The following is a 12,854-nucleotide window of genomic DNA, read 5'->3' on the forward strand; positions in this document are numbered from 1 at the left end:
ATAAAATTTATCCCTTTGTCAGGTGAAGTTAATAATAAAATTTGAAATTATTATTTATAACGAATATTAAATAAAAATAAATTAAAGATATATATTTATCTATCATTATTAAAATTTTTCGAGTGGATGTCAGTTGCCAAAGGCTAAAGAGATTAAAATATTGGTTTTGTTATAAATGTTTTAAAAGTATAAACTAAAAGAATTATATAACTGTCTTAATGAGAAAAATTTTAATAATGATAGAATCTATAATATTATTTAAATATTTTAATAATTTCAATTTTATTATTAACAAAAGGGAAGCAAAAAAAAGATCTGAAGAATTATATAAAAATGAATTATTAAAAATAACAAATGAAATGCAAATGAAAAAAAATAAATTATATGAATGGTTATACAATTATAAATATAAAGATTATATAGAATCAGGATTTGATGAAAAAAAATCGAAAGATTATGCGAAATTATTTGCTTTAGGAACAATTTGTAAGGATAAAGAGATACAAGATATAGTAGTGGATAAATTAGAAAAAGAAATAAAGAATATAAAAATAAAAGGTAAAAAAAATATAAATAAAAAATTAAAATTAGGAACAGATTTTATAAAATTATTTGGAATAATAAATAAATGGGATGAAGAAAAAATAAATCAATCTATATCAGTTTATAAACATTCATTAATCTATGAAAGAAATATATTAAAAAGATTAGGACTTTCTATAGCAATAGGAATAAATGTTTCTGGAAGTGCAGGTTTTGGAAATGTAAATATATTTAGTGGAATAGGTTTTGATGGAGAAGGAAATGTAGTTGGATTAACAAGTTTTTCTGCTGGAGGAGGATTTGGGTTAGGAGCAAGTGCAAATTTACAGGTAATAATAGCCAATATAAAAAATGCAAAATCATTTAAAGGTTCCTCTTTATCTTTTGGTGGTTCTTTTCCCCTTAAAGGATTAGCTAATTTAGGTTTTGAATTTATTGCTTTAAATACAGATGAGGGAATAAAACATGGTATTTCTATTTCTATAGGAATTGGAACTGATGCATCTCAATTGGTTGAAGAAGGAATATTAAAAAAAATACTTGGAGGGGAATTGCATTTTACTTTTGATGCAACTTATTAAACAAAATAAGGATTAAAAAAATGGAAAAATATTATTTTAAAGAAAAAAAATATACATATATTTTTATGATATTAGCCAATACTATTTTTCCTTCGTTTTGGATAATATTTGATATAATTTTTATTATTAAAGTAAAATTTTTATCTATATATGGACCGATGATACCTATTTTATTTACTTTATTAATTATTTATGATAGATATATAAGAGACAATATTATAAAATATATAAAAATTATTTATAATGATAAAGAGAAAGGTTATGTCAATAAAAATGTGTAAATTAGTTATAATTCTAGAATTATAACTAATTTCGCCTCCCGATGAAAATATTGACATTAACCATAAATTTTTTTTAACATTAAGTCAAGCTCATATTTTGCCTGACCAAACCCCCTTAATATTCTTTCTTCCCATCTATTTTCATAATCTTTTAATATTAAAAATAATAGTTTCTCTGCTGATTCAACTGTTGGAAAACTATTCTTCCCTTTTATTCTTTTCCTTACTTCTTCATTTAATCTCTCTATCCAGTTTGTTGTATAGATCTGTTTCCTTATACTCTCTGGAAATTCATAAAATGTTAACATATAATCCAATACTTCTTCTAAATCTTTAACTAACTTCTTATACTTCCTTCCCCATTTTATTTTAAATTGTTCAAAATAAACTAGTGCTTCTTCTTTCCTAGTTTGACTATAGACTTTTTTAAAATCCAATAATATTTCTCCTCTATCTCTTACCCTTACTCTTGTTGATATGTTCCTGCTTAAATGATATATACATCTTTGTATTTTTGATTTTGGGAAATTGTTGCTTATTACTTCTTCTATTCCACTTAATCCATCTGTTACAAACAACAATACTTTTTTTACTCCTCTTGTTTTTATATCTTCAAATATTTCATTGTAAAAGCTTGAACTCTCTGTTGGATTTATGTAAAATCCTAATATCTCTCTTTTCCCTTTTACATTTACTCCTAATAAAAAATAGATTGCTTCTTTGGATACCGTATCTCTCCTTATGTTTACATGCATTGCATCTATAAATATTACATAATAACTTTCTTCTAATTTCCTGTTTTTAAATCCTTCTATATCTTTTTTTACTTTCTCCGTTATATTCGATATCGTTTCTTTACTATATTTCATCCCATATATATCTTTTATATGTTCTGATATATCAGCTGTAGATAATCCTTTTGCATACAATTTTATTATTGTATCATCTATATTTTCAAGTCTTCTCTTATATCTTTCCAATATTGCAGGATAAAAACCATTCCTTGCTCTTGGTACTTCTAAGTTGATAATTTTTCCATGACTCGTGTCTAAATCTCTGTATCTTTTACCATTTCTGTAATTTTCTTTTTCTGTTTCTCTATCATATTTTTTAAATCCTAATACAGTATCTATTTCATTTGTCATTAAACTTTCATATCCATATTTTAATATAGATAACATTAATTCTTTTGTTTTATCAGGATTTTTAATAAATTCTTCTAAAACCCCTTGACTTTCTAAAAATTTCACTAATTCTTTACCTAAATTGTTCATTTTTTTTGCCTCCTGATGATTTGTTTTTTTTATACATATTTTTTCATCGGGAGGCAATATTTTTTATTTATTTGCTTTAAGCAACCTTATTCTGCCTTTTACACACTTTTATTTATAGCATGAAGAGAAAATTGATAATTTAAAAATAAGAATACAATTAAAAGAAATTGATTTTAAAAAAGATGTAACAAAAATTATTTATTATGGAAAAATTGAAAAAATTAAATTATATCAACGAAATAATCCAAAAAAAAGTAAAAGAGATTATATATTATTGAAAACTAATAAAATATTTAAGGTAATAGTAGAAAGAAAAATTATGAGTAATAAAGATTTTGATAATTTTGTATTATTAGTTAAAGAGTTATCTAATAAATTTGATAAATCTTTTAAAGTAAAAGGGGATTGGAATATAGATGAAGAATATTATATTAGTGAGGTAAACTAATGGATAAAAAGATAATAAAAATATTTGTTATAGTAACAACTTTAATATGGATAATTTTAATTAACTACATATTTTTTTCTTCAATATTTCCATTTCCATTTTCACAAAACAAATATATTCTATTAGAAACATATTATGGAGCAATATCAAATAAATTTATAGTAGATGAAAACGAAAATTATTATTTTTCAAGAAGATTAACAGGATTAATAGAGAAATATAATTCAGAAGGGAAATTTATAGGATTTATAGATAATTATATAACCTATGGAGAAATAGAATTAATAGGTATTGATAATGATGGAAATATTATATTTTATTCTGTAAGAGAAGATGAATATTTAATGCTAAATATTAAAACAGATGAAATAAAAAAGATAAATTTGATAGACCATTATATAAAATATAAATATGATAAAAATGGATATTTTATAAATAATGCAAAAATCTATTATAATAAAGGTAAAATAATAAAAATATCAAACAATAAAAAAACAATAGTATTAAGAAAAAAGATAAAAATCTATAAATTGTCAAAAGAATTTTTTATATTTGAAATTATTGTTTCTTTTATATTTCCATTATTAAATATATTATTTTTATATATACTAATATATTTTTCAAAAAAAAATAGGAATAAACAGTAGTTTTAAATTTATCTCTGTGGCAGATGCCATTAATAATAAAATTGAATTTATTGTATTTTTATTAAATAAATATAAACAAATATATATATTATAATTGAAATTTTTTGACTGGATTGTAGTTGTCAAAGACTAAAGAGATTATACTTTGTTTAAGACTTAATGTATTAAAAGGTTAAATAATAGAAATACATAACTACACTAAGGAGAAAAATTTCAATTATGATATAATACTTATTATTTTAAAAATATTTTAATAATTTCAATTTTATTATTGGCAAAAAGGTGCAACAGGAAGTGATTGGAGTTCGTTTGTATGGAAGGAGGGATACAGAAATTATGGAGGAACATCAGCCCATAATAAAAATGAAGCAATTGATGTATTAAGTATAACCACAACAGATGGAAAAGAGATTTCTTATGAGAATTCACCTAAAGAAATGATTAAAATAGCAAAATATATGTATGATTCAAAAAACTATAGATTCATTGAGATAAAATATTATGGTTTTCATTTTGGAATTGATTGGGAAAAGGTAAATGGAAATAAAGAATATAGACTAGTTGTTTTTGGTAATACACCAGGGGAAGATGATTCTGAAAATATTAGAAATGATTATTTTACTAATCTTGGTGTATCTAAAGAAGCTAAAAGAATTTATGAATCTAATAATAATAAAACTCACAGTGGATACTGGAAGGTTGATTTTTCAATGTTTGGATTATAAAAATGAATTTATTTAACAAAATAAATAATGGGGGTAATATATATGTCAGGAAATAAATTAATAAAGAAAATGATGATATTTTTATTAAGTGTTTTATCAATTAATATATTTTCTTCAGATAATTTTAATGTAACTATTTATAGAGGAAATTTACAAAGAACAGGATATTTTAATACAACTGGAGTTGATAAAATGCCTGATATAAAGTGGAAATTTAAGGTAGGTAAAAAAGAAAAAATAAACGAAAACGATCCACCTATTATTATTAATGATATCTTATATTTTTCTACAAGACATCCTCCATATTATTATTTATATTCATTAGATGCTAAAACGGGGAAATTAAAATGGAAAAAAGAATATAATGAAAGTATTAATTTATTACAAACTTATTATAAAGGTAAATTAATTATAAAGGATGGTGCATTGCTTCAAGCATTAGATGGTAAAACAGGAAAAAAGATATGGTTTTCTATTGAATTTCCTTATTCTGGTGCTTCAATACCTATAGTTTATAATGATATTATGTATGTGGGGATTAATGATTACGAAGCTAATGGTGAGGGAGAACTACCTGTCAGTTATTTATATGCAATAGATATAAACAATGGTAATATTTTATGGAAAAAAAAATTAGGTGATGGTGTTTTTTCAGATCTTTCTTTTGATGATAGAAAGTTATATTTTAATGTTCAGAATAAAGCAATAGCCTTTGATATTAATACAAAAAAAATAATATGGGAAAATGATTTAAAATTTCCAGAAAATGGAAGTCCCTCAGGACCACCTGTTATTGGTGATACTTTAGTATATTATATGAGTGATTATGGTAAATTAGAAGCACTTGATAAGAAAACTGGAGCTTTTAGATGGAAATTTATTCCAGAAAAAAAATCTTATTTTGATGGAACACCTTCATTTTATAATGATAAACTATTTTTTGGAATTGATAAAAATTATTATTTGTTGGATAGCAAAACAGGAAAAGTGTTGAAAAAATTTTATAATATTGGAAAATGGTTTGATTATTCTTCCTGCATAACTAACAATAGTGTTATATCAGTTGCAGGAGGAAAAGTTATTGCTATTGATTTAAAAGGAGAAAAAATACTCTGGGAGTATGAAATTAAAGATGAGGATTATATTACAACAATGCCAGTTGTTTTAGATGGTGTAATATATTTTGGAACAGAAAAAGGTTATCTTTATGCTTTGGAAGAAACAAAATAGAATTTTTATGGTAATAGGTTGTAGTAGAGTTTTTTAAAGTAGGTATTCTATTTTGAAAACTCAACATTACTTTTTAAGTATGATGATACAAAATTTTAAAAAGGAATTAATATTTTTATTTAAAAGGAGCTATAAATAACTTTATTTTCTGTGTCAGCTGCAGTTAATGATAAAATTAGAAATTATTGTATTTGATTAAATAAGTTAAATTAATGTGTCTATCCTAATTAAAATTTCTCGACTGGATTACAGTTGCCAAAGGCTAAAAAGAATATATTATTTGCTTTTTATTAATACTTAAAAAGGTTAAACTAAAAGTATTATATAACTGATATAACCGAGAAAAATTTTCTGTGGTTAATGCAGTTAATAATAAAATTTGAAATTATTGGATTTTTATTAAATAAATATAAACAAATATATATATCATAATTGAAATTTTTTGACTGGATTGTAGTTGTCAAAGACTAAAGAGATTAAACTTTGATTTAGATTTAATGTATAAAAAGGTTAAATAATGAAATACATAACTACACTAAGGAGAAAAATTTCAATTATGATATAATACTTATTATTTTAAAAATATTTTAATAATTTCAATTTTATTATTAACAAAAATTTTCAAAAGAAGTAGAGGGTATACAATCTGGAATAGTAGATAAAAAGACTGTATCATTTGGAGTAAGTGTAGTAAAAGATAACCATTATGGATATATAAAAGATGAAAAGGGAAAGAAGGTAAAGGTACAGGATGGAGTAGTTGGATTTGATGTAACAGTTCAATATATAAAAGAGGGAAATACATTTATGAGTTCAAAAGAAAATGTTGCATGGGTTGAAAAACATGGTGATAAAGATCCAGAACATCCATTTGAAGGAAATGGTAAATATACAATAGAAAGAACAAAACATAGTTTAACATTCTATGTTCATACAGAATATAAGGGAGAAGAACCAGGAATATATTATCATGATTTAAGAGGAAAAATTGATAGAAAATATGCATATTCAGAAGGATGCCATATTATTTCAAAAGAAATATATAACAAATTAGATAGCATAATGGATTTAAGAGATAGTTTTAACTTTTACAATGCCCCAGTTATAGATAGAAGAGAATAAAAAAAGGGAGTAAAAAAATGAGAATAAAAAAGATAATATTTTTATTAATTATATTATTTATTCTAAATTTAATAATATTAGCACAGGATGAAGATTATGGATATGGATATGAGTGGGTTTATGATTGTGGAGTTTTAATAAAAAGTAATAAATTACTTGTATTTAAACCTACTGATTTAGCTATTAATATGTATATAAATCCCAAATATCAAGATAAAATTAAAAATGATTCTTCTATAATAAATGGATATATAGGATGGAATCTTGAAGATGTTAAAGATAAAAATGGAAAAATATTAAAAGATATTTATGAGTTAGAAATTAAAAATATTCCATATTGGACTACAGAAGAAGAATTAGCAAGATTATGGGAAAGAAGTTCTCATAAAGATTTTATATATAACGAAAGAATTTTATATTACAAAGAAGGACCTGGACCAACAGAAGTATATATAAGCAAAGATTTAAAACACTGGGAAAAACTTGAAGTAATATTTGTCAGGATAAAAAATTATTGGCCAAAAGGGTCATGGCAATACCATTATTATCATGCAACTCTTTATTTAAAATGTTCATTTTTTGAAGGAGAATATGATACATTTTATTATAGGGAACCAGGTTAGAAATATAGATAATTATGAATTAAAAAAGTTAATTTAAAATTAAGGCTTGGATTATGAATAAGATAAAAATTAAAATAATATTAATATTTTTAATAGGTATTTTATTAATATTATTAAATTCATGTAAAGAAAGAAAAAATCAAAAAAATATAGGAATGAATTTTAAAAAGAAAGAAACAAGTATAGAAAAACAAATAAATGAAGAAAATACATTAAAAAAAGAAAAAATAACACAAGATATAAATAATAATAAAAATGAAACAAATAAAATAGAAAATGAAAATGAAAAAAATAAAAATAATAAATATGAGGAAGATAATGATAATAAAGGAAAAATACAAATACCTAAAGGTATAACAGATGAACAATATGAAGTGGGAAAAAATATACCAGATAAAAATGGTATATATTTATTGGATGAGAAATATGTAAAGTCAAAAATAATACCATATAAGAAGGGATTATACTGGTATGAAGGGATAGGAATAGAGAATGGCATACCAAAATATTTAAATATGATAGATCAAGAAGATCTTTCATATTTAATTGGTTTTTACAAAGAATTTTATTTACCAAAAGAAGACTGGTCAGAATTTTATAAAAATAATTTAAATATATATTCTTTTGATATATATTATAGTGGTGTTCTAGCTTTTATATTAAAAATGGATTATGATTATGTAATGAAAAAATTTATTAAAAAAGAAAATATTCCTGGTTTATTTATAGAATTTTATAGGGATAAAGACAATGAAAAATATTTAGTAATATATTCTTTTGCAAATACAAATTTATTAAAAGAAGTATTTTTTAGTGGTAATTACTATTATAATGGAAAAGAAAATTATATTAGAGAGAATTTAATAAATAGATACTACTTAAATGAAACTTTAAGGAATGCTAAAATAAAAGATTATAAAGTAAAATCTTTATATTTGAAATATATAAACAATGATATTTATTTAAGTGAAGATAAAAAAGGATGGGAGAAATTAGAAATATCAAATATAAAGAGGTTATTTGAGAGACATTATATAAGGAAACCAAGATTTATAGATTGTGATGTAGTCTGGAAATTACATTTAAAAAGTAAATGGTTTGAAGGAGATTATTTTATACAAATAGATTATTATGAATAAAGATAGTTTAATTTTATAAATAAAAATTATTTTGTAAAATTTATACACATGGCAAATGCAGTTAATAATAAAATTGAAATTAGTATATTTTTGAATATTAAACAAAAATAAATTAAAGATATATATTTATCTATCATTATTAAAATTTTTTGAGTGGTTGTCAGTTGCCAAAGGCTAAAGAGAATAAAATATTGATTTTGTTATAAATGCTTTAAAATTATAAACTAAAAAGATTACATAACTGTCTTAATGAGAAAAATTTTAATAATGATAGAATCTATTATTTTTTTAAAGAAATTAATAATTTTAATTTTATTATTAACAAATGGGATCAATAGCTGTAGTCAAAGAGAATATAAAAAATTTTAATTATAAAGGTAAAAAACTTACAGGAATGAAAGGTTACTATATAAATGTATTAATTACAAATGATAAAACGATTGGAAAAGATGGCATAATAATGGATAAAACAGGTGTAGTATATTGGGGAGAAGATGGTTCAGATAATGGTAAAAAGTTACCAGAAGGATCATATGAGCAACCTGCAAATGAAGGATTGTTTAAGATATATAAAAATCCATATTTTAATCCAAATTACAAGGAAGATCACAAACCTTCACCATATTTATTAGCTATAAAACAATTAAGTAAAAATTCAGACTATATTGAAAGTGGAGAAAGAATACATTTTAGTCATTGGTCAGAAGGATGTATAATATTATCAGGATATGGTCAAGGAGAAGATATATATAATTATTTAAAAGATAAAGTTAATAATGGAGAAGAAGTTTATTTTGCCCATGGAGTGGTTGATTTAAGAGATAAAGAAGAAAAAGAAGAATTTCAAATAAATGGAAAAGGTTAAAAAGGGGGAAAAAATGATTAAGAAAAACAATTTAAAGATATTAATAATATTTTTAATAAGTATTTTATTAATAATATTAACATCCTGTAAAGAAAGCAACAAAACCACAAAGAAAGAGGAAGATGTAAAAAAGGAAACAAAAGTTGAAAAGAAAGTAGAAGAAAATAACAACGAAGAGGTAAAGAAAGTAGAGGAGAAAAAAGAGGTAGAGAAAAGGCCAGAAGGAGCCTATTTATGGGAAGAAGTTCCAGAGATAAGAGAAGATTTTGCCCAAAAAATAGAGATAAAATATGCAATTGTTTATGTAGATGGAATAGCTAAATATTTTGATCCTTACAATATATATTATGAGCCACCACATTGGTCACAAATTACTGATTCACAAATGTGGCTTAATATTGAATATAGAAAGAAATTTAAAAGTCCAATAAAAAATTTTAAAATTGATTGGGATGTATGGGGATTTGGAGGTAAAATAGAAAAAGGAAAAAGAGATATATTACGGGTATATGATCAAAAAGGTAATAGTCCAGTTGAAGAAGATTCTTCCAGTGAAAGGATATATTATTGGCGTATGAAAGGATATGGTTTGTATATAAGTAAGGATAAGAAATGGTGGTATCCTGTAGAATTTAAGTTAATAAGCAATAAAAAAAAGTTATATCCTTATTTTAATTCACTATATGCTATTGAAGAGGAGCATACTGGACCAATATTTATATTATCAACAATATATTTAAAGTGTCCATTTTTTGAAGGTGTATATGATATAATAAGTTTTATAGGTACATAAAGGAGAAATAAATTAATTTTATATTTTAATGATAATTATATTTTATTAAAAAAACATTTAATAATGATAGTACATATATTACCATATAAAAAAGATATCTAACTTTGATTTTAACATTAACAAAAATAATGAAAAAATTTATATAGATTATTTATAAAGTTTATTTTTCAATATTTAGACTAAAATAAAATTAATATTTAAAATACATATGGAGGAAAAATAAATGCAAGTAATAAAAAAGATTAAAATGATTTTTATATTTTTTATTCTATGGGTTATATCAATAACTATAATGGCTTCAGACTCTGATAATGTTGTAACCTATAAAATGAATATGGAAAGAAATGGATATATAAATACTAATGGAATAAAAAATAAACCTAAAATAATATATAAAGTTAAAATACAAGGTTTATTTGTAAAAACTCCTATAATTGTAGATAAAATGATTTATATTAGTAGTGATTCATACTTATATGCTATTTATGCAAATGATGGTAAAATTAAATGGAAAAATTATTATAAATATGGTATAAGTTTGCCACCTACATATTATAATGGTAAATTAATAATATATGCAAATAATATGCTTCAAGTTTTAGATGCAACAACAGGAAAGGAAGTTTGGACAATTGAATTAAAAAGAGCAGCAATATCTTCTCCTGTAATTTATAATAATATTTTATATGTAGGAATAGAAGATTATTCTTCTATGGATAAAGAGTTTGATGAATTTCCTCTATGCAAATTGTATTCTATAGATATAAACAATGGTAAGATTTTATGGGAGAAAAATTTTGGTTATGGTCTATTATCATCAAATATTGCAAGTGATAGTAAAAATTTGTATTTTAGTATAACATCTTATAATTTTATATCTTATCGTTTTATTGCAATAAACAAAGCCATTTCATTTAATATTAAAACAAAAAAGATATTATGGGAAACAGATTTAAAATTGGAATTACCAGAACCTATAGAACCAACAGTAGGGGATAAATTAATTTATTTTACAACGAATGATTCTATATTAATAGCAATTAATAAAAGCAATGGAAAATTAATTTGGAGATTTGAAAAGACATATCCTTATACTGAAGATAGTACTCCCAGTATTTTTAATAATAAAATATATGTTGGTTTAGGTGAAAAAAAATTTTATATTTTTAATAGTGAAACAGGAGAAATATTAAAAACAATTAATTTAGAGAGATGGATTTATTATCCTTCCTGCATAACCAATAATAGTATAATTTTTGTAGCAGTAAATTCAGATTATAATCCAAAAAGTAAAATTTATTCAATTGATTTAAAAGGTGAAAATGTATTATGGGAATATGAGATTAATGATTGTATATTAACAATGCCAGTTGTATCAGATGGAAAAATATACTTTGGAGCAGCTGATTCAAAGAATCCTAATATTTGTTATTTATATGCAATGGGGGAGAAAGAATAAAACTAAATTTTTTAATAAAATTTACCCCTGTAGTTGGTGCAGTTAATAATAAAATTGAAAATTATTAAATTTTTATTAAATAAATATAAACAAATATATATATTATAATTGAAATTTTTTGACTGGATTGTAGTTATCAAAGACAAAAAAGATTAAACTTTATTTTAGACTTAATGTAATAAAAGGTTAAATAAAAGAATTACATAACTACACTAAGGAGAAAAATTTCAATTATGATATAATACTTATTATTTTAAAAATATTTTAATAATTTCAATTTTATTATTGGCAAAAATTATGCAATGATTGGAGTAGTAAGTGGATTACAAAAATATGCAAGAAAAATATCAGAAGGAACAATGAAATTAGGAGATTGGATAGGAGCAATAACATCAGGACTAATTGGAGGTGTTGTAGGAGCAGCAATAGGAACTGGCTTTGCAATAGTTTCACCTTTGGCACAGATGCCAAAAACCTTTATAAATAGGCTTAAAGGTAAGAAAGCAGTAATGTTAGTAAATGATAAACCTTTTGAATCTAATGGGATGAAAGGTATAAGGAGTATATTAAGAGGATTAACAGGTTTAATTTATTTCACAATGGGATATGATTTTGAGATTGTTAATGTGGAATTTAATGAAAGTGATCTTTCAGGTACAAAAAAAGAAAAAGAAGACCAAATTGCAAATATAATAAATTCTAAAATAAAAGAAATAAATAATGATAAGAATGTTGATACAGTAATATTGGGATTTCATGGTAACAGTGATGGAACAATAGCATTATATTCAGATCAGGCAAAAAGAAATAGAGATGCAAAAAAAGTTGATATTAGCAAATTAAATAAATTTGCAAGTCATATAAAATATGTAATAGTTTCAACATGTTATGCTACATTAGAAGAACCTAAAATATATCGTCCAAAAGAAAAAAAATCTATGGGTAATAAACAATATTATCAAAATACATTTGGAACAGATAGAACACTATTTACCTATGGAAGAGATAGTTCAGGAAGTGGATATGAATCAGCGGATTTTCTATATGTTGCAAATATGTATTATAGTCCGAATAAATTATGGAAAGTTCCAACACCAGAATAATAATAAAAAATTAAAAAGGTG

General features: G+C 23.0%; 14 protein-coding genes. 13 read left to right on the plus strand and 1 reads right to left on the minus strand.

Going from position 1 to position 12,854, the window contains the following annotated elements:
• Positions 1 to 218: 218 nt before the first annotated feature.
• Both ACZ5EC_RS00520 and ACZ5EC_RS00525 read left to right on the plus strand, forming a co-directional pair.
• Positions 219 to 1,124 carry a hypothetical protein gene (locus tag ACZ5EC_RS00520; protein ID WP_464303018.1) on the plus strand — a complete coding sequence of 302 codons (906 nt, stop codon included), beginning with the start codon at positions 219 to 221 and terminating at the stop codon, positions 1,122 to 1,124.
• 20 nt (positions 1,125 to 1,144) lie between these two features.
• On the plus strand, positions 1,145 to 1,405 hold the full coding sequence (locus ACZ5EC_RS00525) for a hypothetical protein (protein WP_464303019.1): 261 nt from the start codon (positions 1,145 to 1,147) through the stop codon (positions 1,403 to 1,405).
• 56 nt (positions 1,406 to 1,461) lie between these two features.
• Here the strand turns inward: ACZ5EC_RS00525 and ACZ5EC_RS00530 are convergent, their stop codons facing one another.
• Complete coding sequence (locus ACZ5EC_RS00530) at positions 1,462 to 2,679, minus strand: IS256 family transposase (RefSeq protein ID WP_464303020.1); 1,218 nt, start codon at positions 2,677 to 2,679, stop codon at positions 1,462 to 1,464.
• A gap of 274 nt (positions 2,680 to 2,953) precedes the next feature.
• Here ACZ5EC_RS00530 and ACZ5EC_RS00535 point away from each other — a divergent pair, with 274 nt between their 5' ends.
• From ACZ5EC_RS00535 to ACZ5EC_RS00585, 11 genes are all read left to right on the plus strand, one after another.
• Complete coding sequence (locus ACZ5EC_RS00535; RefSeq protein WP_464303021.1) at positions 2,954 to 3,127, plus strand: hypothetical protein; 174 nt, start codon at positions 2,954 to 2,956, stop codon at positions 3,125 to 3,127.
• Positions 3,127 to 3,774 (plus strand): hypothetical protein, encoded by a 648-nt coding sequence (locus ACZ5EC_RS00540; RefSeq protein WP_464303022.1) that lies wholly within the window; start codon positions 3,127 to 3,129, stop codon positions 3,772 to 3,774. The genes ACZ5EC_RS00535 and ACZ5EC_RS00540 overlap by 1 nt, the downstream gene beginning before the upstream one ends.
• Positions 3,775 to 4,211: 437 nt before the next feature.
• On the plus strand, positions 4,212 to 4,499 hold the full coding sequence (locus ACZ5EC_RS00545) for a hypothetical protein (RefSeq protein ID WP_464303023.1): 288 nt from the start codon (positions 4,212 to 4,214) through the stop codon (positions 4,497 to 4,499).
• A 42-nt stretch (positions 4,500 to 4,541) separates the two neighbouring features.
• A complete protein-coding gene (locus ACZ5EC_RS00550) occupies positions 4,542 to 5,729 on the plus strand; it encodes an outer membrane protein assembly factor BamB family protein (RefSeq protein WP_464303024.1) in 1,188 nt (395 codons plus the stop codon).
• An 807-nt stretch (positions 5,730 to 6,536) separates the two neighbouring features.
• On the plus strand, positions 6,537 to 6,851 hold the full coding sequence (locus tag ACZ5EC_RS00555) for a hypothetical protein (RefSeq protein ID WP_464303025.1): 315 nt from the start codon (positions 6,537 to 6,539) through the stop codon (positions 6,849 to 6,851).
• A gap of 17 nt (positions 6,852 to 6,868) precedes the next feature.
• On the plus strand, positions 6,869 to 7,474 hold the full coding sequence (locus ACZ5EC_RS00560) for a hypothetical protein (protein ID WP_464303026.1): 606 nt from the start codon (positions 6,869 to 6,871) through the stop codon (positions 7,472 to 7,474).
• Positions 7,475 to 7,527: 53 nt separating this feature from the next.
• Positions 7,528 to 8,613, plus strand: coding sequence for a hypothetical protein (locus tag ACZ5EC_RS00565; RefSeq protein ID WP_464303027.1), 1,086 nt, complete (start codon positions 7,528 to 7,530; stop codon positions 8,611 to 8,613).
• 325 nt (positions 8,614 to 8,938) lie between these two features.
• The gene (locus ACZ5EC_RS00570) at positions 8,939 to 9,478 is read left to right on the plus strand and encodes a hypothetical protein (RefSeq protein ID WP_464303028.1); all 540 of its coding nucleotides are present in this window, start codon (positions 8,939 to 8,941) and stop codon (positions 9,476 to 9,478) included.
• 13 nt (positions 9,479 to 9,491) lie between these two features.
• Entirely contained in the window at positions 9,492 to 10,271 is a 780-nt protein-coding gene (locus ACZ5EC_RS00575; protein ID WP_464303029.1) for a hypothetical protein, read from the plus strand.
• 223 nt (positions 10,272 to 10,494) lie between these two features.
• The gene (locus ACZ5EC_RS00580; protein WP_464303030.1) at positions 10,495 to 11,730 is read left to right on the plus strand and encodes an outer membrane protein assembly factor BamB family protein; all 1,236 of its coding nucleotides are present in this window, start codon (positions 10,495 to 10,497) and stop codon (positions 11,728 to 11,730) included.
• A 302-nt stretch (positions 11,731 to 12,032) separates the two neighbouring features.
• Entirely contained in the window at positions 12,033 to 12,833 is an 801-nt protein-coding gene (locus ACZ5EC_RS00585) for a hypothetical protein (RefSeq protein ID WP_464303031.1), read from the plus strand.
• The last annotated feature ends 21 nt before the right edge of the window (positions 12,834 to 12,854 follow it).

Source organism: Exilispira thermophila (assembly GCF_055389015.1).

Excerpts from the sequence above, each read along its gene's own strand:
- ACZ5EC_RS00575 (WP_464303029.1), top strand. The coding sequence starts at position 9,492 with ATGATTAAGAAAAACAATTTAAAGATATTAATAATATTTTTAATAAGT.
- ACZ5EC_RS00525 (WP_464303019.1), top strand. The coding sequence starts at position 1,145 with ATGGAAAAATATTATTTTAAAGAAAAAAAATATACATATATTTTTATG.
- ACZ5EC_RS00570 (WP_464303028.1), top strand. The coding sequence starts at position 8,939 with ATGGGATCAATAGCTGTAGTCAAAGAGAATATAAAAAATTTTAATTAT.
- ACZ5EC_RS00545 (WP_464303023.1), top strand. The coding sequence starts at position 4,212 with ATGATTAAAATAGCAAAATATATGTATGATTCAAAAAACTATAGATTC.
- ACZ5EC_RS00540 (WP_464303022.1), top strand. The coding sequence starts at position 3,127 with ATGGATAAAAAGATAATAAAAATATTTGTTATAGTAACAACTTTAATA.
- ACZ5EC_RS00530 (WP_464303020.1), bottom strand. The coding sequence starts at position 2,679 with ATGAACAATTTAGGTAAAGAATTAGTGAAATTTTTAGAAAGTCAAGGG.
- ACZ5EC_RS00560 (WP_464303026.1), top strand. The coding sequence starts at position 6,869 with ATGAGAATAAAAAAGATAATATTTTTATTAATTATATTATTTATTCTA.
- ACZ5EC_RS00580 (WP_464303030.1), top strand. The coding sequence starts at position 10,495 with ATGCAAGTAATAAAAAAGATTAAAATGATTTTTATATTTTTTATTCTA.
- ACZ5EC_RS00585 (WP_464303031.1), top strand. The coding sequence starts at position 12,033 with ATGATTGGAGTAGTAAGTGGATTACAAAAATATGCAAGAAAAATATCA.
- ACZ5EC_RS00550 (WP_464303024.1), top strand. The coding sequence starts at position 4,542 with ATGTCAGGAAATAAATTAATAAAGAAAATGATGATATTTTTATTAAGT.
- ACZ5EC_RS00565 (WP_464303027.1), top strand. The coding sequence starts at position 7,528 with ATGAATAAGATAAAAATTAAAATAATATTAATATTTTTAATAGGTATT.
- ACZ5EC_RS00555 (WP_464303025.1), top strand. The coding sequence starts at position 6,537 with ATGAGTTCAAAAGAAAATGTTGCATGGGTTGAAAAACATGGTGATAAA.
- ACZ5EC_RS00520 (WP_464303018.1), top strand. The coding sequence starts at position 219 with ATGAGAAAAATTTTAATAATGATAGAATCTATAATATTATTTAAATAT.